Annotated in this window: 22 protein-coding genes, 1 tRNA gene and 1 pseudogene; 4 read left to right on the top strand and 20 right to left on the bottom strand. The window is 57.3% G+C overall.

Going from position 1 to position 26,230, the window contains the following annotated elements; translation table 11 throughout:
- Positions 1-28: 28 nt before the first annotated feature.
- From queG to AB8B75_RS10825, 7 genes are all read right to left on the bottom strand, one after another.
- A complete protein-coding gene (queG, locus tag AB8B75_RS10855) occupies positions 29-1,069 on the bottom strand; it encodes a tRNA epoxyqueuosine(34) reductase QueG (RefSeq protein ID WP_405362151.1) in 1,041 nt (346 codons plus the stop codon).
- A gap of 24 nt (positions 1,070-1,093) precedes the next feature.
- On the bottom strand, positions 1,094-1,759 hold the full coding sequence (locus AB8B75_RS10850; RefSeq protein WP_405362230.1) for a glutathione S-transferase family protein: 666 nt from the start codon (positions 1,757-1,759) through the stop codon (positions 1,094-1,096).
- A gap of 55 nt (positions 1,760-1,814) precedes the next feature.
- On the bottom strand, positions 1,815-2,546 hold the full coding sequence (gene mtgA, locus AB8B75_RS10845) for a monofunctional biosynthetic peptidoglycan transglycosylase (protein ID WP_405362149.1): 732 nt from the start codon (positions 2,544-2,546) through the stop codon (positions 1,815-1,817).
- 85 nt (positions 2,547-2,631) lie between these two features.
- Positions 2,632-7,164, bottom strand: a complete 4,533-nt coding sequence (gene gltB / locus AB8B75_RS10840) for a glutamate synthase large subunit (protein ID WP_405362147.1) — start codon at positions 7,162-7,164, stop codon at positions 2,632-2,634.
- Positions 7,161-7,598 carry a GFA family protein gene (locus AB8B75_RS10835; RefSeq protein WP_405362145.1) on the bottom strand — a complete coding sequence of 146 codons (438 nt, stop codon included), beginning with the start codon at positions 7,596-7,598 and terminating at the stop codon, positions 7,161-7,163. Before AB8B75_RS10835 ends, gltB begins: the two co-directional genes overlap by 4 nt.
- Positions 7,595-8,026 (bottom strand): GFA family protein, encoded by a 432-nt coding sequence (locus tag AB8B75_RS10830; protein WP_405362143.1) that lies wholly within the window; start codon positions 8,024-8,026, stop codon positions 7,595-7,597. The genes AB8B75_RS10835 and AB8B75_RS10830 overlap by 4 nt, the downstream gene beginning before the upstream one ends.
- A 118-nt stretch (positions 8,027-8,144) precedes the next feature.
- On the bottom strand, positions 8,145-9,575 hold the full coding sequence (locus tag AB8B75_RS10825) for an NAD(P)-dependent oxidoreductase (RefSeq protein WP_405362141.1): 1,431 nt from the start codon (positions 9,573-9,575) through the stop codon (positions 8,145-8,147).
- Positions 9,576-9,796: 221 nt separating this feature from the next.
- Between AB8B75_RS10825 and AB8B75_RS10820 the strand changes: the two genes are divergently transcribed.
- Positions 9,797-10,600 carry an undecaprenyl-diphosphate phosphatase gene (locus AB8B75_RS10820; protein WP_405362139.1) on the top strand — a complete coding sequence of 268 codons (804 nt, stop codon included), beginning with the start codon at positions 9,797-9,799 and terminating at the stop codon, positions 10,598-10,600.
- Here AB8B75_RS10820 and AB8B75_RS10815 read toward each other — a convergent pair.
- Positions 10,597-11,580 carry a complex I NDUFA9 subunit family protein gene (locus AB8B75_RS10815; protein WP_405362137.1) on the bottom strand — a complete coding sequence of 328 codons (984 nt, stop codon included), beginning with the start codon at positions 11,578-11,580 and terminating at the stop codon, positions 10,597-10,599. The genes AB8B75_RS10820 and AB8B75_RS10815 overlap by 4 nt on opposite strands.
- 221 nt (positions 11,581-11,801) lie before the next feature.
- Between AB8B75_RS10815 and AB8B75_RS10810 the strand changes: the two genes are divergently transcribed.
- Positions 11,802-11,887 (top strand) — tRNA-Leu (locus tag AB8B75_RS10810).
- A 55-nt stretch (positions 11,888-11,942) separates the two neighbouring features.
- The gene (locus AB8B75_RS10805) at positions 11,943-12,623 is read left to right on the top strand and encodes a hypothetical protein (protein WP_405362135.1); all 681 of its coding nucleotides are present in this window, start codon (positions 11,943-11,945) and stop codon (positions 12,621-12,623) included.
- Between the two features lie 291 nt (positions 12,624-12,914).
- Here the strand turns inward: AB8B75_RS10805 and AB8B75_RS10800 are convergent, their stop codons facing one another.
- From AB8B75_RS10800 to AB8B75_RS10775, 6 genes are all read right to left on the bottom strand, one after another.
- A complete protein-coding gene (locus tag AB8B75_RS10800; RefSeq protein WP_405362134.1) occupies positions 12,915-13,847 on the bottom strand; it encodes an OmpA family protein in 933 nt (310 codons plus the stop codon).
- Between the two features lie 536 nt (positions 13,848-14,383).
- The gene (locus tag AB8B75_RS10795) at positions 14,384-14,965 is read right to left on the bottom strand and encodes an amino acid synthesis family protein (RefSeq protein ID WP_405362132.1); all 582 of its coding nucleotides are present in this window, start codon (positions 14,963-14,965) and stop codon (positions 14,384-14,386) included.
- Positions 14,958-15,788: a UPF0280 family protein gene (locus AB8B75_RS10790; RefSeq protein WP_405362130.1), complete on the bottom strand. Its 831-nt coding sequence runs from the start codon at positions 15,786-15,788 to the stop codon at positions 14,958-14,960. The genes AB8B75_RS10795 and AB8B75_RS10790 overlap by 8 nt, the downstream gene beginning before the upstream one ends.
- Entirely contained in the window at positions 15,785-17,218 is a 1,434-nt protein-coding gene (locus AB8B75_RS10785; protein ID WP_405362128.1) for a 6-hydroxynicotinate reductase, read from the bottom strand. The genes AB8B75_RS10790 and AB8B75_RS10785 overlap by 4 nt, the downstream gene beginning before the upstream one ends.
- Positions 17,215-19,950, bottom strand: coding sequence for a molybdopterin-dependent oxidoreductase (locus AB8B75_RS10780; RefSeq protein ID WP_405362126.1), 2,736 nt, complete (start codon positions 19,948-19,950; stop codon positions 17,215-17,217). The genes AB8B75_RS10785 and AB8B75_RS10780 overlap by 4 nt, the downstream gene beginning before the upstream one ends.
- Positions 19,947-20,780 (bottom strand): FAD binding domain-containing protein, encoded by an 834-nt coding sequence (locus tag AB8B75_RS10775; protein WP_405362124.1) that lies wholly within the window; start codon positions 20,778-20,780, stop codon positions 19,947-19,949. The genes AB8B75_RS10780 and AB8B75_RS10775 overlap by 4 nt, the downstream gene beginning before the upstream one ends.
- Before the next feature lie 81 nt (positions 20,781-20,861).
- Between AB8B75_RS10775 and AB8B75_RS10770 the strand changes: the two genes are divergently transcribed.
- Positions 20,862-21,281, top strand: coding sequence for a MarR family winged helix-turn-helix transcriptional regulator (locus AB8B75_RS10770; RefSeq protein WP_405362122.1), 420 nt, complete (start codon positions 20,862-20,864; stop codon positions 21,279-21,281).
- A 3-nt stretch (positions 21,282-21,284) separates the two neighbouring features.
- Here AB8B75_RS10770 and AB8B75_RS10765 read toward each other — a convergent pair whose 3' ends face one another.
- From AB8B75_RS10765 to AB8B75_RS10740, 6 genes and pseudogenes are all read right to left on the bottom strand, one after another.
- Entirely contained in the window at positions 21,285-21,983 is a 699-nt protein-coding gene (locus AB8B75_RS10765; RefSeq protein ID WP_405362121.1) for an ABC transporter ATP-binding protein, read from the bottom strand.
- Positions 21,980-22,672, bottom strand: coding sequence for an ABC transporter ATP-binding protein (locus tag AB8B75_RS10760; protein WP_405362229.1), 693 nt, complete (start codon positions 22,670-22,672; stop codon positions 21,980-21,982). The genes AB8B75_RS10765 and AB8B75_RS10760 overlap by 4 nt, the downstream gene beginning before the upstream one ends.
- Positions 22,669-23,613 carry a branched-chain amino acid ABC transporter permease gene (locus tag AB8B75_RS10755; RefSeq protein ID WP_405362119.1) on the bottom strand — a complete coding sequence of 315 codons (945 nt, stop codon included), beginning with the start codon at positions 23,611-23,613 and terminating at the stop codon, positions 22,669-22,671. Before AB8B75_RS10755 ends, AB8B75_RS10760 begins: the two co-directional genes overlap by 4 nt.
- Positions 23,610-24,536: a branched-chain amino acid ABC transporter permease gene (locus AB8B75_RS10750; RefSeq protein ID WP_405362118.1), complete on the bottom strand. Its 927-nt coding sequence runs from the start codon at positions 24,534-24,536 to the stop codon at positions 23,610-23,612. Before AB8B75_RS10750 ends, AB8B75_RS10755 begins: the two co-directional genes overlap by 4 nt.
- A 53-nt stretch (positions 24,537-24,589) precedes the next feature.
- Entirely contained in the window at positions 24,590-25,870 is a 1,281-nt protein-coding gene (locus AB8B75_RS10745; RefSeq protein ID WP_405362116.1) for an ABC transporter substrate-binding protein, read from the bottom strand.
- Positions 25,871-25,982: 112 nt separating this feature from the next.
- Positions 25,983-26,230, bottom strand: a pseudogene (locus tag AB8B75_RS10740) (hypothetical protein); the annotation flags it as partial.

Genomic DNA, 26,230 nt, shown 5'->3' with positions numbered 1-26,230 from the left:
CGCGCTTCAAATTGCAAGCCCGTGCGCATCATAACGCGTTCAATTGCGCCACGGCCCAGCGCGCAGCATCCGCCACTGCCGGGTCCGGGTCCTCCGTCAGGCCCCTCGCTGCCGGGCCCAGATCCGGAGTGCCGGAATTGCCGATGGCATAAAGGACATTGCGCACAAAGCGGTCTCGCCCGATGCGCTTGATCGGGGAGCCGGAAAACATCGCGCGAAATGCCGCGTCATCCAACCGGGCAAGCTCCGCGAGCCCTGGCGCCTTCAGTTCCGGTCGCGGGAGCAGCCGGATGTCGCGCGCCGCGACAGCAAATTTGTTCCAGGGACATACTGCCAGGCAGTCATCACAACCATAGATGCGATTTCCCATACGTCCGCGTATGTTATGTGGCACCGGCCCTTTGTGCTCAATCGTAAGGTAAGAAATGCACTTGCGCGCATCCATTTGATAAGGCGCGACAAATGCCTCCGTCGGGCAGATATCGAGGCAGGCACGGCAAGAACCGCAGTGATCCTCCTCCGCAGCATCCGGGGGCAATTCCAGCGTAGTGAAGATCGCACCCAGAAACACCCAATTGCCCAGCTCCCGGCTGACCATATTGGTATGCTTGCCCTGCCAGCCCACGCCCGCCGCCGCCGCCAATGCTTTTTCAGGCACGGGAGCCGTATCGACAAATACTTTGACCTGCGTCGCATCACCGGTTTCAGCGATCAGCCAGCGCGCCACCCGCTTGAGCCGCTTTTTCACCACGTCATGGTAGTCCCGCCCCTGCGCATAGACCGAAATCGCGGCACGATCAGGATGCAACAGGATTTCCAGAGGGTCATGCGCGGGCGTATAGCTTTCCGCCAGCATGATCACGGAACGCGCCTCGGGCCACAAAGCCACAGGGTTGCTGCGCCATGCCATGCGCTCGGCCATCCACTGCATCTGTCCATGATAGCCTGCAGCCACAAAGGCTTCCAATTGGGCGGGCACCTCGGGCACCGCATCCGGGCGGCACACCCGGCAGGCGACAAACCCTGCCGCATCCGCCTCACGGCACAACCGCTCCTTCAGATCATCCATGATGCCCAATCGCACAGCACCCTATCAAAAATCCAGGTCGTTATAATGCCTTGGCGGCGGAAAGCCGGAAACCTGATCGGCCAGAATGGACCGGAAGGCAGGGCGCGACTTGATCTTGGCGTACCAATCCTTCACCACCTCCGAGCGGTTCCAATCCACGTCCGAGATGTAATCCAGCGCGCTCAGATGCGCAGCAGCCGCAAAATCCGCAATCGTCATCACATCCCCCGCCAGCCAGCGCCGGTGATCAAGCAACCAAGTCATGTAATCCAGATGATATTTGACCGCCTTGGCGCCCGCCTTGACGTTGCCACTGTCGGGATAGCCTTTGCCCATGATCTTTTTGTTCACGCGCTCATAGAGAAGCTTCGACGTTACCTCATGGTGGAACTTGTCATCAAACCAGCTCACCAGACGCCGCACTTCCAGCCGCGCCACCGGGTCCTTTGGCATCAACGCCGGATCTGGCCGCGTCTCTTCGATGTATTCACAAATGGCGGTGCTTTCGGACATCATGAAGCCGTCCAGCTTCAACACCGGCACCTTGCCCGCCGGATTGCGGCGCAGGAAATCCGCATCCGCTTCCCAATATTTTTCCTCGACGAGTTCAACTTCGATCTTCTTTTCCGCAAGGCTCAGACGGACCTTGCGGCAGAACGGGGACAAAGGGACATGAAACAGGCGCGCCATCAGAAATTCCGGGTTGTTCGAGGTCATTCTTCAATGCCCGCAACCGCGCCCAGTTTCAACTCTCGAAACAGGCGGATCGACCATCTTTGCTGATTGTTGCTGCCCCCGACAGGATCGAACGGGTGCGTTTGCGCACGAAGTCAGAAGGCTTGCTGGCAGAGCGTCCCTTGGGGTCCGGCAAAATCGCTGCCAATCGCGCCGCCTGCACATCCGACAACTGATCCGGATCCACCCCGAAATAATGGCGCGCCGCAGCCTTTACGCCAAACACGCCGGTGTCGAACTCGGCCACATTCAGGTAGACCTCAATGATGCGCGGCTTAGACCAGATCGCCTCCAGCATCGGTGTCAAAAGCGCCTCCAGCGCCTTGCGCGTATAGTTCCGACCATGCCAGAGGTAGACGTTTTTCACCGTCTGCTGGCTCAGGGTCGACGCTCCCCGGTTGCTGCCCTCGGCAATCGCCTGTTTGATGGCGGGCAAATCAAACCCCCAGTGCTCGCAGAAATTGGCATCTTCCGCCGCCACCACCGCGCGGGCCATCACCGGGGCCACCTGTGCCAGATCAACCCACTCCTGCGACACCCCGCCCAACCGGCGCGATTCCTGCATCATGTACAACGTTGTGGGCGGGTTCAGCGCAGCCCCCAGGGCGATCAACCCCAAGACCAGCGCCGCCACAGCCATCACCCCACGCAGGAGATACCGCCGCGCGGTGCGCAGACCGGTTCGCCACATGGAATCAAAGTTACGAGACCCTTTGGCCTTCTTCTTGCTGCGCGGTGCCATGGCCCAGCTATAGGGCCGTCCTGACCGGTTGTGAACCCAAATCCCGGGCCCAAGTCGCCGGACCCCTCAGGGCCCGACGCAAAGATCATTCCGCAGGCATGGCCGTTTGCTCGACACTCAGCGGTGCGACCAGATGCACCAGCATTTCCTTGGGGCAAACCTGCAAGAAATGGTGCTTTTCGCTGTCCCAATGCTGCAGAATATCCGCAGCGCGGCGGCTGTCTGTTTCCCGTAGATGCGCTTCGAGCATCGTTTCCAGTTGGAGCATCCAGTGATCGACCGTGACCGGACAGGTCACCAGCGTTTCCATGTTCATCATCGCCGGGGCCTTCTGCTCCGGATCATAGAGATAGGCCATGCCGCCGGTCATGCCCGCTCCAAAATTGGCCCCGATGTCACCCAGGATCACCGCCACGCCACCGGTCATGTATTCACAGCCATTGGAGCCACAGCCCTCGATCACCACCCGAGCGCCGGAGTTGCGCACCGCAAACCGCTCCCCGGCGCGACCGGCTGCAAACAAGAACCCATCCGTCGCCCCATATAGAACCGTGTTGCCGATAATGGTGTTCTTTGCCGCCTCAATCGGCGAGGCCATGGGCGGGCGTACCACGATCATGCCGCCCGAGAGCCCTTTGCCCACATAGTCATTCGCATCCCCCGAGACCTCAAGCTTGAGCCCCGGTGCCGCAAAAGCGCCCAGAGATTGCCCGGCAGAACCGGAAAGCTTCACCGTCAAATGATCCGGCTGCAGCGTGTTGCGCATGCCAAACTGCTTGACGATATGGCTCGACGTGCGCGTGCCCACCGTCCGATGGGTGTTTTGCACCGCATAGGACAGCTGCATTTTCTCGCCGTCTTCCAGGAAACGTTTGGCGTCGCGCACAATCTCCGCATCCAGCGTCGCAGGCACCTTGTTGCGCTTCTTGTTGCGGTCATAGACGATGTCTGCCGCGCCATCCACGGTGATCAGCAGCGGGTTGAGATCGAGATCGTCCAGATGCGCGGACCCCCGGCTGACCTGTGCCAGCAGATCCGCACGCCCGATCACCTCATCAAGGCTGCGCGCCCCGATCCGTGCCAGAATCTCGCGCACCTCGGTGGCGTAGAAGGTGATCAGGTTCACCACCTTATCCGCATTGCCGGTGAACTTTTCACGCAAGGACTCGTCCTGGGTGCAGACCCCGACCGGGCAGGTATTGCTCTGGCACTGGCGCACCATGATACAGCCCATAGCGATCAAGGCCGCGGTGCCGATGCCATATTCCTCGGCCCCCAGCATCGCCGCCATGACGATATCGCGCCCGGTGCGCAATCCGCCATCCGTCCGCAGGGTCACGCGCCCGCGAAGGTTGTTCATGCTGAGCACCTGATGCGCCTCGGTCAAGCCCATTTCCCATGGCAGGCCGGCATATTTGATCGAGGTCGCGGGGCTGGCACCCGTGCCGCCATTGTGACCCGAAATCAGAATGATATCGGCCTTGGCCTTGGCGACCCCAGCCGCGATTGTACCAACACCGGAGGAGGCTACCAGTTTCACAGTCACCTTGCAGCGCGGGTTGATCTGTTTGAGGTCATAGATCAGCTGTGCCAGATCCTCGATGGAATAGATATCGTGATGCGGCGGCGGCGAGATCAGCGTCACACCCTTGGTCGAATGGCGCAGCCGCGCGATCAGGTCGGTGACCTTCATCCCGGGCAATTGGCCCCCTTCGCCGGGCTTGGCGCCCTGTGCGACCTTGATCTCCAGTTCTTCGCACTGGTTGAGGTATTCCGCCGTCACGCCAAAACGCCCCGACGCCACCTGCTTGATCTTGGCCGATGGGTTGTCGCCATTGGGTTCCGGCACGAAATGCGCCGGGTCTTCGCCGCCTTCGCCACTGTCGGATTTCGCACCGATGCGGTTCATCGCCACGTTCAGCGTCTTATGCGCCTCAGGGCTCAGAGCGCCGAGGCTCATGCCAGGCGTGACAAACCGCTTGCGGATGGAGGTGATGCTTTCCACTTCCTCGATCGCAACCGGCGCGCCCAGCGGTTTGATGTCCAGCAAATCGCGCAGGTGGATCGGCGGGTTGCTTTGCATCTTGGCCGAGTACTGCTTCCACATCTCATAGGAGGCACGGTTGCAGGCCATCTGCATCATATGCATCGACGTCGCTTCCCAGGCGTGGGTTTCGCCCGACTGGCGCGCCTTGTAAAACCCTCCGATAGGCAGGACGGAGGTCGCCTGCCCCCAGGCCTTGCCGTGCACTTCTTCGGCCTTGCGTTGAATGCCGCTGACGCCGATGCCCGAAATGCGGCTGGTCATGCCCGGGAAATACTCCGCCACCATGGCCCGGCTGAGACCGACCGCCTCGAAATTGAGCCCGCCCCGGTAAGAAGAGATTACCGAGATGCCCATTTTGGCCATGATCTTCAAAAGACCCTGGTCAATCGCGATGCGGTAGCGATCAATCGCTGCCGTCAAGGTCATGTCCAGCAAGCCGCGTTCGATCCGGTCGGCCAGTGAATCCTCGGCCAGATATGCGTTGACGATGGTCGCGCCGGCACCGATTAACACCGCGAAATAATGCGGGTCGACACATTCAGCCGAACGCACATTGATCGAGGTGAAGGTGCGCAGGCCCTTACGGACCAGATGGCTGTGCACCGCGGAGGTCGCCAAGATCATCGGCATCGCGACTTTTTCCACGTCTGACATCTGATCGGTCAGCACGATGTGCCCTGCACCGGACCGCACCGCGTCTTCGACTTCGGAACGGATGCGTTCCAGACCGACACGCAGATTTTCGGTGCCCGGCACAAAGGTACAATCGATGGTCACGAGATCCGAATTGAAATGCGTCGTCAGTTCCTCAAATTGCGCGTTGCCCATGAACGGACTGTCCAGCGTCAATATCTCGGTCTGGCTGCTGTCCTCGTCCAGCACGTTTTTCAGGTTGCCGAACCGGGTTTTCAAGCTCATCACCCGGAACTCTCGCAGGCTGTCGATGGGCGGGTTGGTCACCTGGCTGAAATTCTGGCGGAAGAAATGGCTCAACGGGCGGTACTTTCCCGACAACACAGCAGAGGGCGTATCATCCCCCATCGAGGCCAGCGTTTCCTTGGCATCTTCGGCCATCGGGGCCAGGATCTGCTCCAGTTCCTCAACGGTATAGCCCGCCGCAACCTGCCGCTTGCGCAACTCTGCACCGGTGAAAATCGGCTTTTCCGTCACATCGGCCAGCGCCTCTTCGAGGTCGTTGATCTTGCCCACCCAATCGCCAAAGGGTTGGGAAGCGGCCAGCTTGTTCTTGATCGCCTTGTCGTGAAAGAGCGCGCCCTCTTTCATATCCACTGCCAGCAATTGACCCGGCCCCAAAGCGCCCTTTTCTACCACATTGGCCTCGTTCAGCGGCACCATGCCGGTCTCTGATCCCGCGATCAGCATACCGTCCTTTGTCACCACATAGCGCATCGGGCGCAGACCATTGCGGTCCAGCCCGGCGCAGACCCAGCGCCCGTCCGTCATCGCCAGCGCTGCGGGCCCATCCCAAGGCTCCATCACCGAGTTGCAATAGGAATACATGTCGCGCCAGGCCTGGGGCAGTTCAATCGCCTGTTTCGACCAGCTTTCGGGCACCAGCATGGTCTTGGCCATCGGTGCATTGCGCCCGGCGCGCACCAGCACCTCAAAAACCGCATCAAGGGCCGCGCTGTCGCTGGAGCCTGCCGCCACGATCGGTTTGATGTCTTCCGCCATCTCGCCAAAGGCACCGGACGCCATGCGGATCTCATGGCTTTTCATCCAGTTGAGGTTGCCCTTCAACGTGTTGATCTCGCCATTATGCGCCAGCATGCGGAACGGCTGGGCCAGCCACCACTGCGGAAAAGTGTTGGTCGAATAGCGCTGGTGATAGATTGCAAAGGCGCTCTCGAACCGCGGGTCCATCAGATCCGGGTAAAACTCCGCCACCTGTTCGGCCAGCATCATGCCCTTGTAGATGATCGACCGACAGGACATCGAGGCAATATAAAGCGTTGGCACCTGTGCCGCGAGCGCCGCCTTTTCAATCCGACGACGGATCACATAAAGCTCGCGCTCAAAGGTGTCTTCATCCACCCCCTTGGCGTTCGAAATCAGGATCTGCTCGATCTCGGGCCGGGTCGCATTGGCCTTTTCGCCCAGACAGGAAATATCCACCGGCACATGCCGCCAGCCATAGATATAATACCCCATGCGTAGAACTTCGGTCTCTACAATGGTACGACAGGTTTCCTGCCCGCCAAAATCAGTGCGCGGCAAAAACACCTGCCCCACGGCGATCATCTCGCCCTTGCGTGGGTCATGCCCGGTGCGTTCCACCTGATTGTAGAAAAAATCCACCGGGATCTGCACGTGAATGCCCGCCCCGTCACCGGTCTTGCCGTCTGCGTCCACGGCGCCCCGGTGCCAGATCGCCTTGAGGGCCTTGATCCCGTTTTCCACCACGCCGCGGCTCTTTTTGCCATCAATCGAGACCACAAGACCCACACCGCAGGAGGAATGCTCCTCGGAGGTGTCATAGAGCCCGTTTTCGGCCATATAGGCGCGTTTGGCTTCTTCGCGTGCCACCCATGCGTCATCATATTTGGTCATTGGGTCTCTCCCTCGACAGATCTGTTCTTTTGTTCGTATTCGGCACGGGTCGCGCGCCGGTGGTCCCCGGACAATTGCACCGCTGCCATCGCCTGATCGGTGTAAATCTCGGATCGCATTGGCCAGTCACGCGCCGCGTCAAACAAGCCCGGCATAAAATCATAGGCATTTTCCGCGTCGCCGGTATCACGCATCCACAAATGCGAGCCACAGCTCGGGCAAAAAGCACGTTCGGCAAAATCTGACGACGGATATCGCGCCACATCACCGGTGATGGTCACAGCATCGGCCTGCACCTCAAAGCACAGGAACATCCCGCCCGACCAGCGCTGGCACATGCGACAATGGCAGGCGCCCGGGCGCGGATCATAGGTGCCCGCGATGGTGATCTGTACCGATCCACACAAGCATCGTCCTGTAATGTCAGCAGTCACGCGCCCTCTCCTACACCTTCAAACATCGCAATCGTCTCTTCGGTGCTCAGACGACGGTGATCGCCTTTCAACCCATAGCCCTGCGGGCATTGATCGGCGAAAAACTCCAACTTCATCTCACCACCCGCAGCGCCCTCAAACAGGCCTGCGGAAAGATGACGCGCGCCATCATGCACGGTGCCATACCACAAGGTCGAACCACAGGTTTCGCAAAAGCCCCGCTCCGCCCAGTCAGAAGACTTGAACGATTTGGCAGGCCCTTCGATGGTCATGCCGTCCTGTTCCGTGTCGATGGAGATGAACATCGAACTGGTATGCTGGCGGCACATGTCGCAATGACAGGCGCGCAATCTGGGCTTGGCGGTTAACGCCTGCACCGTAACCGCACCGCAAAGGCACTGCCCCTTGAGAGTGATAAGATCAGTCATGCCATCCTCCATTTTTCCACAAAGGTCAGCCTATGCGACGTAATGTGTTCGTCTCCATAAGCGCCATGCACACAGGCGGTACACAATCGGTGCACAGGTTGTGTACGGCTTGTGACCGTCATTCCGCCGCCAGCGCCGCCGCTCCAAAGCGGCTCAGGATCGCGTCGGCGCAATCGCGGCCGTCCCGGATAGCCCAGACCACCAGAGAAGCGCCGCGCACGATGTCACCCACCGCGTAAACGCCGTCGAGCTCGGTCGCGCCGCTGGTAAACTCCGCCTTGATCGTGCCCCAGCGCGTCACCGGCAGCGCAGGCTCGTCCCACAGGCTGGGCAGCGCTTCGGCCTCAAACCCCAGCGCCATGATCACAATATCCGCACCCTCGACGTAATCCGCGCCCTCGATCACCTCGGGGGCCTGTCGCCCAGTGGCATCCGGCGCCCCCAGCCGCATTTTCTGCACCATCACACCGGTCACAGGATCGCCGATAAAGCCCTTTGGCGCCGAGAGCCATTCAAAGACCACGCCCTCTTCCTCGGCATTCTGCACCTCGCGTTGCGACCCGGGCATATTGGCTCGATCCCGACGGTAGAGGCATTTCACTGATGTCGCACCCTGCCGCACCGAGGTGCGCACACAGTCCATCGCCGTATCGCCGCCGCCAATGACCACAACCCGCTTGCCCGCGGCGTTCAATTCACCGGAGTCGAATTCCGGCACCGCATCGCCAAAGTTCTTGCGATTGCTGGCAGTCAGGAAATCAATGGCCCGCACAAGGCCTTTGCCGCCGACGCCCGGCGCTTCGATTTCTCTCGATTTATAGACCCCTGTGGCGATGATCACCGCGTCGTGTTGCGCGCGCAGATCGGCAAAAGTGACGTCCTCGCCGACGCTGGTGTTCAATTTGAACGTTACACCTCCCTGCGCCAACTGGTCGTTACGGCGCATCACCACGTCTTTTTCAAGTTTGAAACCGGGGATACCATAGATCAGCAAACCGCCCGCGCGGTCGTAGCGGTCATAAACCGTGACCTGCACGCCCGCCCGGCGCAGCACATCGGCTGCCGCGAGCCCGCCCGGACCGGCGCCGATGATCCCGACTGATTCAGCGCGTTCCTGCGCAGGGGAAATCGGCAGCACCCAGCCCTTTTCCCACGCGGTGTCTGTGATGTATTTCTCGACCGCACCAATAGTAACCGTCCCGTGGCCGGATTGCTCGATGACGCAATTGCCTTCGCACAGGCGGTCCTGGGGGCAAATACGGCCGCAGATTTCGGGGAAGGTATTGGTGGCTTGGCTGACCTCATAGGCCTCCTGCAAGCGCCCTTCTGCGGTCAGGCGCAACCAATCGGGGATGTTGTTATGCAGCGGGCAATGGCTCTGGCAATAAGGCACGCCACATTGGCTGCACCTGCTGGATTGCTCTTTTGCCTTGGTCTCAGCGTACTCAGCATAGATTTCATCGAAATCTTCCCGGCGCATATCAGCAGAGCGTTTCTCGGGCATATCCCGTTCAACGGTTACGAATTTCAACATGGGCTGTCCGGACATCGATCAACTCCTCCACCAGGGTTCCGAAGCGCACGCATACGCGAACCAAAACAGGAAATAAAGTCAGTTATGCTTACCTATATACGGATTATTCAAGCGCCACTAAGCCAAAATACCGATCACATGGCAAATTTTAGTTCCGATCCGGATCTATTTTGGCGCTTTTCTTTTGATTCTCTGACTTTATACCACAGAAGTCATTACAGCCCGGAACCCATCAGATGACTCTTTTCCAGCTTTTCCTCGTTGCCGCGATTCAGGGCCTCACGGAGTTTCTGCCGATCAGTTCCTCCGGACATTTGGTGCTATTGCCCGCCCTGACAGGCGGGCCGGATCAGGGATTGGCCATCGATGTCGCCGTCCACGTCGGAACGCTCTTCGCCGTCGTTGCCTATTTCTGGGCCGACGTGAAAATCGCTCTTGTTGGTACAACCCGTTTGCTGCGCGGACGTGTCGACACTCAAGGGGCTTTCCTCGCCCTTTGTCTGGCCATCAGCACCGTACCGGTTGTTCTGGCAGGAGCGGCCATAAAGCTCAGCGGGCTTGATGAATTGATGCGTTCCGTCACCGTGATCGGATGGACAATGTTAGGGTTCGGGATCGTGCTCTATTGGGCCGATAAGACCGGCGCAACAGACCAAAAGGCCTCCAACTGGACACTCAAAGATGCCGGCATCATGGGTTTGGCACAGGTCTTAGCTCTGATACCGGGCACATCACGATCCGGGATCACAATAACAGCTGCACGTCGGCTCGGGTACGGTCGCGAAGATGCGGCCAAACTGGCCATGCTGATGTCGATACCGACAATTGCCGCATCCGGCTTGTTGCTGGGTGTCGATGTTGTGAAAGAAGCCGATTGGGCGATTGCACGCGACGGGCTCATTGCCGCAGCTTTTGCTTTTATCGCAGCACTTCTGGCGCTCACCCTAATGATGCGACTGCTGCGCAGCGTCAGTTTCACACCTTATGTCATATACCGGGTCGCGCTGGGTATTGTTTTGCTGATCTACGCCTATTCTTAGCCGCGCAGATTTTCGGCAGATTTCTTGATGGCATCATACTGCCCCGACGGCCGGAACCGCCATAGGTAATCTGGCAGAACCGCAGCCATTGAAACCGGCGAAATCCCGAGATCAGCAAAGCTTTTCGCGTCTTCACCAACCACATTGTCGTGTGCGAGGTTGCGCACTTGATCCCGTGTGATCATTGTGTTGGTAACCAGCCCAAGCGTCAGCTTTTGCAGCATATCAAATCCGAATCCCATCATCCGCGCGATGAAAAAAGGCGTGTTTACAACCAGTTTGCGCCGGTGAATGACGAGGAGCATTTGGTGCATCAAATCCCGGAAACTCGCGACATCCGGTCCACCAAGCTCATAGATACCAGCCGCAACATTTCCGGTAAGCGCAATTTCTGCGGCGCGCGCTATGTCGTCCACATAAACCGGTTGAAACTGAGTATCTGCACCAACAACAGGCAACACTGGCCCCAAGCGGCTCATGGAAGCAAAGCGGTTAAAAAACTGATCTTCGGGTCCAAAAACGATCGAAGGGCGCAGGATCACTGCATTCGGGAAGTGCTCTTGCACGCCTGCCTCGCCGTGCGCTTTGCTTTGAGCGTATTCGCTTTCGGCACTTTCATCCGCGCCAATGGCGGAAATATGAACCATATTGGCTACGCCCTGTTCGGCTGCAATGCGGGCAATCCGAGTTGCCCCATCGGCCTGCACCGTGTCGAATTGGTTCTTGCCCACTTCGGCCAGAATGCCCACGCAGTTCACGACGGCATCAGCCCCGATCATCACGTCGCGTACTGAGGCGTCGTCCCTTATATTGCATAAAACCGGTTCAACCTGGCCCACAACACCATAAGGTTTTACGAAAATCGCTTCATTTGGCCGTCGAACGGCAACACGAACCCGCCAACCCGCCTTCGCCATACGGCGCGCGATGTAGCGCCCGACAAAACCCGATCCTCCGTAGATGGTGACCAACTTTGACATCACTTGCTCCATCTGAACCATTCATTCATGGATGTAGCTTTGCTGGGGTCGCGAAACAAGGCGCAATTTAAAAACGGATGGCTGTTTCCAAAGAGGTTCACTAACAAGGATTGGGCGTTTTTTTGACCACCGCTTCCGATCTGTTGGCATCACGCTCAAGGTCACTAGATTCCATTTGACACTGCTTGGGCTTCGCCTTAAATGCCGACGATACGACACCTGCCCAGGTGGCGGAATGGTAGACGCGCTAGCTTCAGGTGCTAGTGTCCGTATGGACGTGGAGGTTCGAGTCCTCTCCTGGGCACCAATATTTCCAATAACCCATTGAAATTCCTTCGTATTTATCATCGAGGGATATCATCGTGTCACACATTCAGTACACAATCTGCCGTTCCGGTACCTACTATTACAACCGTCGTGTTCCCAAACATGCAGTGGAAACCTATGGTCAATACATCCGGCTGGCCTTGTCCAAGGATGCGAACGAAGCAGAAGCCTATTCAAAACGTCTGACCACTGTTCTTGAGGGATCTTGGACTGGGACAAAGGTAAATACGCCCGTTGATTTCGCTTCCGTCCTAGAGAGTTTTAAACCTCGGTCTGCCCTGTTGTCAGAAATGTTGGAAGAATATCTGTCGCTCAGAGAGATTGACCTCAAGCCTCCACAGATCGCCCTCGATACCTTCATTTCATTGGCTGGTGACAGGGAAGTGAGTGAATACACCCGAGAAGACGCCAAGCTTTTCGTCCGTCATTTGACCATGAAGGGGAATAAGACAGCTACTATCAGGCGTCGGATCAACAGTCTTTCTGCGATAATGAACTATGCCTATTCAGAACTCGACTTGGACAAGCGCAACCCATTCACGAGGTTGATTATCAGAGGCGAAGGTGACGATGCCCTAGTACGCAGTGTCTTTACAAACGAGCAGTTGCTGCAGGGATATGAGCGCGCTCTGTCCTCAAAGAGCAACGTCAGGCTGATCATGCCGCTGTTAGGTGAAACAGGATGCAGAATGGCTGAGGTTGTGGGGTTATGCTGATCTGAGCCATCTTCGGCCCTAACGGGTCAATTAAGAACCGGCAGGAGGGGAATACAATCCGTCTAAGTAACTGTTTTTTATATTCATTTTTTCGGATCTTCGCGTAGAGCCCAGCATCAGTGATTTTGGGTCTCGTAGCACAAGCGACGGTTTTTGTCGATTGACAGGTGCCAGCCCAAAGTAGACGTGCCAAACCTGAAGAGCCAGACCCTCACGTAGATCATGCTGCCAAATGACCTAAACTCTCTGACGACGAACGTGTGCGACACGTGTTGGGTGCTTTCAAAAAAGCTACTGGAGAGAAGACTGCGCGATCTCTTCGACGAAAATGCCCACACAGCGGTTTAGAGGTTCCGAGACACCATCTCTCGTTAACACAGGCAGCATGTCAGAAGTCTCACCGAAGCCAACAATTTCGATCATTTGCCTGGACAAACCAGACTGCACAAAAATTTCGGCTACGGCTTCCGCGCGCTCGTTTGAGAGAGCTCGATTTCGACTGGCGGATCCCGTGGTATCGGTATGTCCGGCTATCCTGATTTTCGAAAACTTCATACTCTGCAAACGAACTGCCGCCTCGCGCGCGCGTTTCATGGCGCCAGGCGTCAACCTCGCGCTGTTCTGTTCAAAGTGGACTTCCGCGATGGGACCTTTGTTTGACATCGCAGGATCGCTTTTAGGTGCGTCGGCTTCAGAAAATTGTTCTGCTTGAATGCCTTCCTCAAAGCGCTTGTTCACATTTGTTTTTTCCTCAAGTGCGATAGCACTCAATTCAACGCCGGGAAGCGTTTGATTACTCGCAGTTCTCGATTCCGATTGGTCGACATGAAGATCGAACTTGGACTCCCTGTTTTCTGTCAGGTCTTGCGCGCGATTGGCAGCGCTCTGCTCGGCCAGTTTCTGCTGGAGTGCAATCAACTGGTTTTCCCGCTCCAAAACTGATTGCATCTGCGCAGAAACTAATTCCTCCTGTTTGTCCAATTCCGCTTGTTGTTCCTCCAAAGCTTCAGAATCGACACGCAAGTTTTCGTACATTCGCGCCAGATCTTCCTCAAGCGTCTTCAGCGAAGCCAGTTTTATCTCGAGTTTTTCAGATTGAGCGTCTAACTCAGAATCCCGCTGCAAGGCGCGCTCCTCCGCTTCACCGGATTCAGGTGCCATTCGAGTTCCAGTCGCGAAACCAACCGCTGTCCCTCCAGCGAGAATTATCGCTGCCAAAGCCACATATGAAAGATTCACCGTGCCCCTCCCGCATCAGTAGTAAAGACTACCCAGTGTAGCAGTGGGTCGGCCAAAACAATGGATATCAAGCACTTGTGATGGGACAATTCGGTGTTAAGCGCATGGAATGTTGCTTAATCCACACTTTTACAGGTGTTGTGCAGACCGTTTCCCATTGAACCTTCGAACCTGAATTCGAAAACGCCGAATCGGTATGCAACAAATAAAGCGTATGATTTGGTCATTCTAAGTATGCCTCTTCGATGGACCAAAAGCCGATGATACACAAAAAAATGGACTTGGATCACTTAATAACGACTGATCAGAAAAGCGCACGTATTGGCAAATGCAAAAGTTTCAGTCACTTCGATCATGGTGATTTGCCCGCAATAGAGCCGTTGGTCTAGATCCCGGCGGTCAGGTCGCCATATTGATCCGAGGCGCCGCCACCCATAGGGCCGTTCAAATATTGACGCGGTTTTATTGAACCAAGCGACGTATATCGGGCTTGGTCCGAACTTCAGCGGCTGTTTCAAAAGCTACCGCAACCCGTCTTCGCCTTTCACGTCCCAAACCTCCAGTCCGCCCATGCGGCTATGCACCCGACCGCCGCAAGACATGGCAAGCGCGAAGACGATTTCGTCTGACCTTGGTCCATCAGGCAAACCAACCTCGATCCCGTCGAAATGGCTGCGAACATAGGCGGCATTGATGTGGCCCAGTGGAATGTCGAGTTTGCTGCCAATCCCACCCCGTTTCATGCAAGACGGCACGATGGCGTTGGAATCGTTGAGTTGTCCGCGCATCGCGTACCCGCCCGGTACATGCCACAGAGCGGCATGTTCCAACTCACCCGCTTCGCCGACAATGGCCCCCTTGCCGTAGCCATCGACCTTGTCCTTGCCACCAAGGGCAGCAATCAATCGTTCGCTCATCTCTGCGCCTAGTGGTTTAAGGTCGTCCATAGCAGGCTGCAGTTCTCCCTCGTATCGCCCCGCAAAAGGGTTGCTGACACAGGCCAGGATCGCACCCAGCATCCGCGGTTTTTCCGACTTTGGCCCGCCGTCATGATGCACCTCTTCGATGATCAATTGCGTCTTGCGGATGATAAATTCAGGCATGGGCGCAGGCTCCTATCGCGGGGATGGCGGTCATTGTTTCTGTCTGCCCTTGCAGCGATAGGACGACTTCAGTGATCAGACCATCCCGTATCAACGATTCAGCAAAGGCACATCCGGCTTTCAGTGCCCGTTGAATATCCGCTTTGGACAGGTCAGCAACATCCGTCGTCACTAGAAGGTCGCCCAAATCACTGTCGGGGCTGAGTTCTAAGGCTCGCCGACGTGTCACGCTGAGATGTCCTGGCAAGTCCACTGCGTTGGCAATTAGCGTCGCGGCCACATCGGCTGCGGCGGCGCTGGGTGCCAGTACCGTCACCGCGTCAGCTATGCCGCGTGAATGGCTGCGTCCGCGCCAACCCGATGTGGCAATGCCGCGTACTGGGACGTCGGCATTGATCTTAATCTCGCCGGCGGGGCCGAGGACGGTGAACTCAGCTTGTCCTGACAAGTGCAAGGCAATGTCTCCGCCATTGTTCACGTAAGCCTTGCAAGGCCAGTGGTGTTGTAGCATTGCGGCCAGCAGCTCATCCGCGACGGCCCCGGCTACTGCGGCCATTGGGGTGACGAAGACATCGGTATAGGGTCGCACCGCCCGCGCCATCCGTTTTGCAATGGGGTTGATATAGTCAGCTTGGGACTTTGGCCGCCGCAAATTCGGCAGTTCGCCCACCAATCCAGTCAGCACGGTCTGGAACCGTTCGGTGGCGGTTTGATAGCAACTTTGCCTGGCTGTCCCCTCGACACCGATGATCAGGTCGATCGGCCCGTGATGAAGGTGCAACCTATCACCGGATAGCAAAGTAGCTTGCGGTCCCATATTCATTCCGCCGCCCCGATCACACATGCATCAGCACCAAACTCGCCGCCGGTTTCCAGCACATCATCCAGATCTCTGATCTGCGCATCATGCCCGCCGAACTGACGGTATTCCGTCCGTTCCACGGTAAACTCCAGCGGCGCAACCAGCGCGGGGGTGGGCACGTAGCCAAAAGCCCCATCTGGCACATCCATTACGTCTACCATGACGGTAATACCGCCCCCGGGCCAACGGTAAACAGGCGCGCCGCCTATCGTGACAGTGGTGTGCGCGGCTTTGACCGATTCAGTCAGCTTGATCGGGTTTTCTGTCACGCCGGAGCGTAACGACCCGCCCGCACCGCCCATGAACAACACAGTACACAGTGCCGCTTCACAATTCTGCGCAATCAGATCGACTGAGGGCTGCAAGTGGTCCGGCATCGATTGCTCTTGGGGCTCAAGCGCATCGTTCAGCACATAATAGGCCGCATGTTCGCCGGTGGTTGAGACCATCAATAGTCTCAGACCTGATCGTGCCCCTTTCTCTGATCGCCAGGGCCCAAGAATTGTCAGCGGATCATCAATATCCGTGCCTCCCCAGCCTTGGCCCGGCCCCGCCACCTTGAAATAGCGACCTGGCGTCGACCGGCGACCCAGGATCCGTATGCCGGTGGCCGGCCAGTCAATCACTTTGCCTGCCTGATGTTCTGAAACGACACCCGTGATATGGTCATCCACTACCACGACCTCATCCACCAGCCCTTGCCACTGCGAGGCAAACATCCCGATCGTGGCAGAGCCACAGCCCACCCGCATCCTGATTTCGGTTGCCCCATCGACAATGGGAGGCTGTCCAGCTTGCACGATTACGGTTGATCCACCATCGATAGACAGCTCAACCGCTTGTTTATTGCACAATCTCAAAAGTGCGTCGCAGGTTGCGCGCCCTTCTGCCTTGCTGCCGCCTGTCAGGTGGTCCACACCCCCCAGCGAAAACATTTGCGACCCATATTCAGAGGTCATCACGTGGCCGATCACTTCTCCATTTGCGCGCACAAGGCTGGCTTCGTCGCCCAAATGCCGGTCAGTGTCGATCTTCACCTTGACCCCGCAATAGGAAAAAATCGCTTCGGTAACCACGGTCACGCAGTCAATGCCCGCGATCTCCCGGCTGACGATAAATGGGGCTGGTTTATAGTCGGGGTAGGTCGTGCCTGCCCCAATGGCCGAGACAACAACATCATCACCGGTTGCGGTCTGGCCGTCCCAGTCGGCCGCGAGGAACGGTTTGATTTCATCCCCTTTGGCCATGCGCCGATCCAGAATTGTTAGCGGATCGCAGCGAATGATCTTGCCACCTTCGTTGGCATAACGGTCACAGGCGCCGACCTTGCCTTCAGCAATGTAGCACATGACCGGGCATGCATCGCAGCGGATCTTTTCGGGGCGGGTCATTCGGCGGCTCGCATCGCGGCAAGCACCCGATGCGGCAAAGCGGGCAGCCTTGTCACCTTGGCACCGCAAGCGTCACGGATCGCGTTCAGGATCGCGGGGGCCGTGGGGATCAACACATGTTCCCCCAGCCCCTTGGCGCCCATTGGCCCCTCAGGGTCAGGTTTTTCGATCAGGATAGACGTGACCGTAGGCATGTCTCCAATGGTCGGGATCAGATAATTGTGCAGATCTTCCGTCTTTCCCGGAATATACTCCTCCATCAAGGCCAATCCCAAACCTTGGGCAATACCCCCTTCGATCTGGCCCTCAGCCAACGCGGGGTTGATGGCTCGGCCCACATCGTGTGCCGCTGTCATGTGCAGCACACGGGTGGTGCCCAGTTTTAAATCTACCTCAACCTCAGCGATCTGAGCACCGTAGCCATAGACAGCATAAGGCGTGCCTTGGCCGTTTTCATCCAATTCGGTGGTGGGCGGGTCATATGTTTCTTCGGCGCAGAGCACATAGCCGTTTGAATCGATAACCAAATCCGCCAGATCAATATCTCGCCGCTCTGATCCTTGATGGACGGTCAGTGCCCCATTACCAAGCGTCATATTGGTCAGATCGCTCAGGTTGGTCAGGCGCAGAATTGTTTTGCGCAGTGTATGACCTGCCGCCTCTGCTGCGCGACCGGTGATAAATGTCTGGCGCGAAGCAGAGGTCTTTCCACAGTCGGGCGTCAGCGCCGTATCAGGGCCAACCAATTCGACCACATCAATCCCAATACCCAAGGCGTCGGCCGCAATCTGCGCAATAACTGTGTTGGACCCTTGGCCAACATCGGTTGCGCCTTGGTGCAGTTTCAAATGCCCTGCGGGCGTGATGCCCAGACGAATGGTGGAAGGGTTGGGCAGGGCAGTGTTCCCGCAACCATACCAGCAGGACGCAATGCCAATCCCGCGCTTTCGATCAGCATGACGTGCATTGAAATCCGCCGCATCCACCCCCGCACGTACCCAGTGTGGGGCAAGAGCGTCCAGGCATTCGCGCAGGCCAACGGCTTGCAGGACCTGACCAAACGGCGTTTTGTCGCCATCTTCCAGGGCATTCAACCGTCGGAAAGCTAGGCGGTCTAACCCGCATTTCTGAGCAAGTTCATCATAAAGCATTTCTTGTGTGATCGCAGCCTGCGGCACGCCAAATCCGCGAAACGCACCAGCGGTCGGCCCATTTGTATGGATCGCCCGGCTGGTCGCACGGTAGTTGGGCGTCAAGTAGGGGCCAGAGGCATGGACCGGCACGCGGGTCGCTACAGTTGGACCCCAACTGGCATAGGCTCCAGTGTTGAAATCGCCGTGAAACACCATGCTTGTCACCCTGCCATCTGCGTTTGCTCCGATACGGGCATGCATCGTGCCGGGATGGCGTTTGGTGCTGGCTTGCATGGATTCGGTGCGGCTGAACACCATATGGCAAGGTCGCCCAGTTTTCATAACGCCAAGCCCCAGCAATGGCTGCAATGTCAAGTCCAGCTTGGACCCAAACCCACCTCCGGCGGCCGATGGGATGATCCGTACCTTATCTTTTGGCAGGCCAAGCACTTTGGCGGTTTCCTCCTGATCCATGACAGGCGCCTGGGTGCAGGCTTGAATCGTCAAGACATCGCCATCCATCCAGGCTGCACCAGCTTCTGGCTCTATATAGGCATGTTCGACATATGCAGTTTCAAAGCGGCCTGACACGATATGCGCAGCGTCGGTCAAAGCTGCATCCGGCACGCCGCAGGTCACCTTACCTCTGATCAGGGTGTTTTCGGGGCGGTGGTCATGTAGCAAACTCACCCCCTCTGCGCCACCTTCATCCGCCGTCAAGCTGTGCGGCTTGATTGTCCAGGACACCGGAAAATCGGAGAGGTTCAACGCTTCGACGTCTTCCGGTTCACCGACGATTAATGCAACCGGTTCGCCAAGATACCGCACGCGGCTCTCTGCCAACGCCGGTTGATCCGCCAGCGGCGGAATGACGCCATACGCATTTTCGCCTTTGATGTCTTCGGCGGTGACGACAGCATGAATGCCGGGATGCAGACCTGCCCAGGCCGCGACATCGCCAAGTATGAAGTCTGCGTGGTAATGCGGTGAGCGCACCGCCCGGATCAGCAAGGAGCCCTGCGGAATAAAATCAGCCCCGAAAACCTCTGACCCGTCCACTTTTGGCCGTCCGTCAAGGCGTGGGATAGACTGGCCCACGGCGTGTCCTGCGCCTGGCCGTCGCGAATCTGAGGGGGTTTGATTGGCAGCCATAACTGCGGCAATGATCTTGCGATAGCCGGTACAACGGCACAGCACGCCCCCCAACGTGGCCTGTACCTGCGCCTCGGTCGGTTCCGGCTCGGCACGCAACAATTCCATCGCTGCCATCATGATGCCGGGTGTGCAGATCCCACATTGTGCGGCACCATGGTTCAGAAACGCATCCTGCAACCGCTTTGCCAGAACGGGTTCTGCTGTTTCCACGGTTTCGATCTTCTGACCATGGGCTTGAATAGCTGGGGTCAGGCAGGCGCAATGCTGCGCCCCGTCAATCAACACCGTACAGGCCCCGCAATCGCCCGCGTCGCAACCGATTTTGACGCTTTTCAGGTTCAGGTCATCGCGCAAAACCTCGGACAACCGACGGCCTGGATGGGTCTGCACGTTGTGAATACCACCATTGATGAAGAACGAGATCTCTTGAGCGATATCCTTCATACCAGAGTCTCCACAGTGCGACGCAGTAATTCTGCAGCGCTCACGTTGCGATAGAAAGCATCTGCACGGATGTCATCGATCGGGTTGATTGCGCTTTCGACAATCAGGTCAGTGATCACGTCCGGGTCATAGACCTGACCGATCAACTGTGCCTCTACCTTTGGGAGGCGCGTGGCAACCGGACCGCATGACCCGATGGCCAAGGCGGCCTGCGTGATCACCCCGTCCTGTAGCGTGATCCTTGCTGCGGTCATGGCGACCGAGATCACCAGATACTTCCGTGCCCCCAGTTTCCGAAAATGCCCATGCCCCTGCAGGGATGCCTTGGGAATACGAATGGCAGTTACAAGCTCTCCCGCGTGCAAAGCAGTCTCGCGCGGCCCGGTGATAAACGCGGCTAGTGGCATACGCCGGGTAGCATCGGTGCGACGGATCTCGACCTCCGCATCAAGTGTCAGCAAGGGCGGCACACCATCGGCGGCGGGAGAGGCATTACACAGATTGCCCGCCAAGGTCCCACGGTTCTGGATCTGCATGGCGCCGACCTCGCAAGCCGCCAGTTTCAGCCCGTCAAAGGCAACGGGTAAATCAGCCTTGATGATATCGGTCCAAGTGGTTGTCGCACCAACCCGAAACCCATCATCTGTGCGATCGATCCCGCGCAATGAGGCAATGCCTGTGATGTCCAGCGTCGGGCCATCGAGTAGCTTGCGTTGCGTAGCGGGAAAAACGTCCGTACAGCCAGCCACGACCTGCCAGTTGCCCGACGCCAGAATGGCGAGCGCATCTTCCAGTCGTTCCGGGCGTTGATACAGGTGTCTGTCCGTCATGGCCGTGCAGATTTGTTCGTATACAAGCAGATGTTGCGGGAGCGGGCGCAAACTGTCAATGCTTGGGCTATGTCGAATGAAATGACAAAATCAGACGCCTACCAATTGTCAGACCAGGTTGGATACAACCTGAGACGGGCCAATCAACGGCATGTGGCGATTTTTGCCAAACACGTGCAGGGACTGACCCCAACGCAATTCGCGGTGTTGGCGCGGTTGCGCGAATGTGGGGCGCTGTCACAGAACAAGCTGGGGCGACTGACGGCAATGGATTCCGCGACGATCAAAGGTGTTGTCGAAAGATTGCGGGCCAAAGGGCTGGTGCAATCCTCGGCGGATCAAAGCGACCAGCGGCTGCGCCTGGTTGATCTGACTGCTGAAGGCCGCACTGCCTTTGATGTGGCCCTGGACCAGGCACTTGCCGCCCGGACCGAGACGGTTGAACGCCTGACTGAGGAAGAAGTTGCGGTTTTCGAAGCGCTTTTGGCCAAACTGATCTAGCGCTCAGATCCCGACATATTTCTGCAACAGACTGGGATCATCCCGCAGCACTTTTGTCTCGACCACCTCGCGCCCATGTCCGTTTTCGATAAATGCCACGCGGTCAGAGAGTGACAACACTGCCTCGATCCGTTGTTCGACCAGAATGACCGCTTTGCCTTCGTCACGCATGGTTCGAACGGTATCAGTAATCAGTGTGATCATGGATGGCTGCAACCCCTCGGTAGGTTCATCAAGAAGTAGCACCGATGGCTCGAGACAAAGAGCCCGGGCTGTGGCCAGCATCTGCTGCTCGCCGCCTGAAAGGGTTTCGGCTCTTTGGTTGAGACGTTCGCGCAAACGGGGAAACATCGTCAAAACACGATCGCGGGTCTGGCGGGATTTTCCCCGCGTCATAAGTCCAATCTCAATGTTTTCGGCTACCGTCAACTCGGCAAACAGGCGTCTGCCTTGGGGCACATAGGCAATGCCCTGCTTTGGAACCGCATGTGGGGGCAAGTTGCTGATACTCTTTCCATCCAGACTGATGGTGCCGGACTGTAGCGGCAGCAGACCCATGATTGCCTTGAGCGTCGTTGTCTTTCCCGCCCCATTGCGGCCCAACAGACACAGCACTTCGCCAGCCCGCGCCTCAAGTGACAGATCAAACAAGACCTGAACCTGACCGTAGCCAGTGCTTATGGCATCAAGTCGCAAGGTCATCCGGTCCCCAGATAGGCGTTTTGCACGTCGGTGTTGGCGTGTATTTCGGCGGGTGTGCCACGGGCCAGGATCCTGCCTGTTTCCAACACCGTGATTTCATCGGCCAAAGCCATAACGACGCGCATGTTGTGTTCAATCAGCAAGATGGTCGTGTCGCCTGCCAATGTCTTGATCAGTGTATTGAACCCCTCAATCTCACTTTCGGCGAGGCCCTGCGTGGGTTCATCCAGGATCAGCAGGCGTGGGTTCTGCGCCACGCCCATGGCGATTTCCAGCAGGCGCTGATGCCCATAGGCCATATCGCCCGCAATCTGATCAGCGCGGTCAGCCAACCCAACCCGGTCGAGCGCGGCAAGCACATCGCCTTTCGCCCGCCGACCAAGGGCGAGGGCCAGATTGTCGAATAGATTCAGGCGCGCATAGATCGCCGTGATTTGAAATGTATAGGCCATGCCACGCTGAATGCGGGCATGGGCGGGCAGGTGTGTGACATTTTCACCGTCGAACCAAACCTCGCCCTCGCTTGCGGGGACGCGACCTGACACCATACCGACAAAGGTACTTTTGCCTGCACCGTTCGGCCCGATCAACGCGTGAATCTCGCCCTTGGCGAGGGTATAATCAACATCGTCGACTGCTCGAAGGCCACCGTAGATCCGCGTCAGCCCTTTGGTCTCCAACAACGTCATGGTAGCCATGGGACCCAGCGGTTGCGGATTTCACCCACGATCCCGGCCCGGGCGAACAGGGTCAACAGCACAAGCGCTGCCCCAGCAATCAGCATATAGGCGTTGGTAAGCCCGCTCGCGTAATCGATCAGATAGAACATGAAGGCGACACCAATCAGCGGGCCAATCGTTGTGCCCATGCCCCCCAGAAGCACCCAAAGCAACGGAAAGATCGAATATTGCACCGAGGCGAAGGTCGCGCCCACATAGCCGAACAACACGGCGTAGCCTGCCCCAGCAGCCCCGCAAATCGTGCCTGAGATGATGACGGCGCCCAATTTGTGCCGGAAGACGTCGTAACCCAGCATGCGTGTGCGTTCCTCGTTCTCGCGCACCCCGATCAAGACACGGCCAAAGGACATTTGCATCATCCGAGCGGTAATCAGCAACGAGACCGAAAACAGAATCAGCGCCGCGAAATAGCGCGTCAGTGGTTCGGTCAGAGCGTAGCCGGCGATCTGGCGACTGGCCTGTGCGATGACGAAGCCTTCATCCCCGCCGGTCCATTCACCAAGATAAAGCACCGTCAGATATACCGATTGAGCAAACATCAGGGTTACGATCATGAAGGCGACCCCAATCGTGCGGAGCGCGAGCAATGCTACGATTGCAGATAAAACCACCGCGCTGATCAGGCCGACGACTAGGGCAGGAATAACAGATATGCCACCCAAGTGCATCGCCAGTCCGCACCCATACATGCCCGCTGCAAAAAACATTGCATGTCCAAGGCTGAGCAGCCCCGTATACCCGAACAACACGTTGTACCCGACCGCATAGGTGGCGAGCACCAAAATGCGTGCCAAGTTCCCCTGATGATAGGTCGGCAGTACAAACCCCAACGCCACCAGAACCGCGATCAGGCCAAGATGCAGAGCAGCGGATCGGGCATCCAGATTCATGCCATTTTCTTTCCATAGAGTCCCTGCGGGCGGAAAACGAGCACGATCGCCACAAGCAGCGTCGCGATGATTTTGGACAGTGTCGGACTAAGAAAGACAGAGATGATCCCATCCGACATGCCAATCAGCAAAGCAGCGACGATCGTGCCACGCACGGATCCCAGCCCGCCGATAATCACCACGATAAAGCTAAGAAGCAGAGGATCATGCCCCATCAGGTAATGGGCCTGCTGGATCGGAACGATCAGCACAGCGGCCAAGGCAGCCAATGCAGCCCCGAAGCCAAAGACAATGGAATAAACCCGCTGTACTGGAATGCCAAATGCAAGAGCTGTTTCCCGGTCCATCTGTGTGGCCCTCATGATCAGCCCCAGCCGCGTCCGCGAGATGACCAGCCAGAAGACCATCAGAATGACAACGGCCGCGGCAATCACGAAAAGTTTGTAGCTGGTAATGCTCAGCCCCCAAGGGAAGTAGAACGCCAGCCCATTTTCACCCCATTCCAGCCAAGGCAGTGCGATGCGATGGCTGAAGGGCGGCTCAACCGGGCGCGCTTCCGGTCCGTAAATCATCAAGGTGGACTGTTGTAGAATGTACAGAACACCTATTGTGCCCACGATTGTCGCCTCCGGGTCATATGCGACATTTCTGAGGATCAGACGGTCCACCAGCATGGCCACTGCCCCTGCAATCAAAGGTGCGATGACAAGCGCGGCGAGGAAACCGATGGCGGGATGGCCTGCGATGGATGTGGCGACAAACCACGCGATCACGGCACCCAGCATGAAGAATTCCCCGTGCGCGACATTCACGACACGCATAACCCCAAACACCAGCGACAGACCAAGTGCGGTCAACGCCAGCACAGACGCGCCGACAGCACCTTCAAGGATTGCAAGAATTAGGTGGGGTCCGAAATCCATTCAGCCTGCACTCAACGAGCCGGGGTCTGAGCCCCGGCCCCACTTTTACGATTTCAGAACGATTGGGTCGTGTAGTCTACTTCATCGGGATACAGCGTGTCTTCGATAGTTGTGGTGTGCACCTTGACCAGACGCCCGCTTTCGACCTTTGAGATATACTGCACTCCGAAGACCTGGTGTGTCTTGCCATTGAAGATTTTCGGCCCCTGCGGATGTGCATCGCTCTCCGGCATGTCTGTCATGGCCTCAACCGCTTCGATCAGTTTCTGGCGGTCAGCTAGACCCTGATAGTCCGCAGATTCCATACCCGCCTTTATGACATGTAGCGTCTCCCAACAGCCAAACATATGCGCGTATGTCGAGACATCGCTTGGATCCGACACCGACGCCCCGTTTTCATCGACGCCAACGGCGGCCCGGAAATTTTTGTCATAGTCTGTCTGATCGGCCTGCGCGTAGCGTGGATTGCCCTCCCAGAAGTACGTGCCTTCGAGGAATTCAAGGCCGGGTGATGCAAGATCAACCGCCTCAAGGGAGTCGATGAAACCAAAGATTGCCGGGCTGGACGGGCCAAAGAATTCGCCAAGTTCTTTCACAAATGTCAGAACAGCAGGACCGACCATGACGTGATACAGTACCTCGGTGTCGCGCGGGATCTTCGGGAAATACTTGGTAAAGGAGGTTTCTGACGGTGGGACGGCGATATGTTCCAGAACCTCGCCACCCTGCGCCTCAATCGCTGCCGTAAAGAAATCGCGGTGATCATGACCAAAGGCGAAATCGGGGAAGATCATTGTGACCTTCTTGCCAAGATTTTCGGCGACATAGGGTGCCATCGCCTGCACCTGGCTTTTTACGTCCGTGATGCCGGGCTGCAACGTGTAACGGTTCAGACCACCGGAAGCGACATGATGCCCTTCCGACACCACGAAGTAAGGGAGCTTTTGTTCGCCCGCTGCGGGTGCGGACCCAATCACGACATGGCTGAATAAAGTGCCAAACGCGACGTCACATTCGTGCTGGTTTGCAAACTTTTCGACAACCTCTGCGCCGCGTTTTGGGTCAGTCCCGTCGTCCTCTGAGATAATCTCAACCGGGCGCCCATTGATACCGCCCGCATCATTGATCACTTTCAGCGCTGCATCTGTTGTCCGACCATACCAGCGGCCATAAGCGGCGCCGATTCCGGTTGAGTGCTGTTGAAACCCGATCTTGATCGGGGCAGCCGATTGTGCGCTGGCAAAACGGCCCAATAATGGTGATGCAGCCAGAAGCCCTCCGGCCCCTGCGCCTTTCAATAGCGTCCTGCGGCTTGTCTTAAACGTCTTGGTCATTCCAACTCTCCCTGTTGGTGGGGCCTTATGGCCACCGATCATTGTGGGCAAATGTTGTTTGCATACATGCAATTTGTCCAGAGAATTCTGGAAAGGGCCTGCTGGCCAGTACTCACGCCCCCTTTGGTGCCGCCAAAAGCCACAAACCCAGGAAAGTGTAGCCAATCATGAAAACCGACAGAGGCAAGGTAGCAATGGCTGCGCGACGATGGTCTCCAAACAGCGTGATCGCAACACGATGCGCCAACAGCACAGACCAGACATGCCCGAGGACGACCAGTACCGCTTGCGTGACCCAGATCAGCCGCACAGTATCGATAAGAATGAAAAACCCGGTTGTCACCCGAAAGGGCTGTATCC

It is taken from the genome of Roseobacter sp. (assembly GCF_045106495.1).
In the GTDB taxonomy this organism is placed as follows: Bacteria; Pseudomonadota; Alphaproteobacteria; order Rhodobacterales; family Rhodobacteraceae; genus Roseobacter.
The sequence above is the reverse complement of the archived record's forward strand: the minus strand, read 5'-3'. Positions and strand labels throughout refer to the sequence as shown.

Coding starts and splice junctions, on each gene's coding strand:
- queG (WP_405362151.1), bottom strand. CDS start 1,069: ATGGATGATCTGAAGGAGCGGTTGTGCCGTGAGGCGGATGCGGCAGGG.
- AB8B75_RS10850 (WP_405362230.1), bottom strand. CDS start 1,759: ATGGCGCGCCTGTTTCATGTCCCTTTGTCCCCGTTCTGCCGCAAGGTC.
- mtgA (WP_405362149.1), bottom strand. CDS start 2,546: ATGGCACCGCGCAGCAAGAAGAAGGCCAAAGGGTCTCGTAACTTTGAT.
- gltB (WP_405362147.1), bottom strand. CDS start 7,164: ATGACCAAATATGATGACGCATGGGTGGCACGCGAAGAAGCCAAACGC.
- AB8B75_RS10830 (WP_405362143.1), bottom strand. CDS start 8,026: ATGACTGATCTTATCACTCTCAAGGGGCAGTGCCTTTGCGGTGCGGTT.
- AB8B75_RS10825 (WP_405362141.1), bottom strand. CDS start 9,575: ATGTCCGGACAGCCCATGTTGAAATTCGTAACCGTTGAACGGGATATG.
- AB8B75_RS10820 (WP_405362139.1), top strand. CDS start 9,797: ATGACTCTTTTCCAGCTTTTCCTCGTTGCCGCGATTCAGGGCCTCACG.
- AB8B75_RS10815 (WP_405362137.1), bottom strand. CDS start 11,580: ATGTCAAAGTTGGTCACCATCTACGGAGGATCGGGTTTTGTCGGGCGC.
- AB8B75_RS10795 (WP_405362132.1), bottom strand. CDS start 14,965: ATGCCTGAATTTATCATCCGCAAGACGCAATTGATCATCGAAGAGGTG.
- AB8B75_RS10790 (WP_405362130.1), bottom strand. CDS start 15,788: ATGAATATGGGACCGCAAGCTACTTTGCTATCCGGTGATAGGTTGCAC.
- AB8B75_RS10785 (WP_405362128.1), bottom strand. CDS start 17,218: ATGACCCGCCCCGAAAAGATCCGCTGCGATGCATGCCCGGTCATGTGC.
- AB8B75_RS10780 (WP_405362126.1), bottom strand. CDS start 19,950: ATGAAGGATATCGCTCAAGAGATCTCGTTCTTCATCAATGGTGGTATT.
- AB8B75_RS10775 (WP_405362124.1), bottom strand. CDS start 20,780: ATGACGGACAGACACCTGTATCAACGCCCGGAACGACTGGAAGATGCG.
- AB8B75_RS10770 (WP_405362122.1), top strand. CDS start 20,862: ATGACAAAATCAGACGCCTACCAATTGTCAGACCAGGTTGGATACAAC.
- AB8B75_RS10765 (WP_405362121.1), bottom strand. CDS start 21,983: ATGACCTTGCGACTTGATGCCATAAGCACTGGCTACGGTCAGGTTCAG.
- AB8B75_RS10760 (WP_405362229.1), bottom strand. CDS start 22,672: ATGACGTTGTTGGAGACCAAAGGGCTGACGCGGATCTACGGTGGCCTT.
- AB8B75_RS10755 (WP_405362119.1), bottom strand. CDS start 23,613: ATGAATCTGGATGCCCGATCCGCTGCTCTGCATCTTGGCCTGATCGCG.
- AB8B75_RS10750 (WP_405362118.1), bottom strand. CDS start 24,536: ATGGATTTCGGACCCCACCTAATTCTTGCAATCCTTGAAGGTGCTGTC.
- AB8B75_RS10745 (WP_405362116.1), bottom strand. CDS start 25,870: ATGACCAAGACGTTTAAGACAAGCCGCAGGACGCTATTGAAAGGCGCA.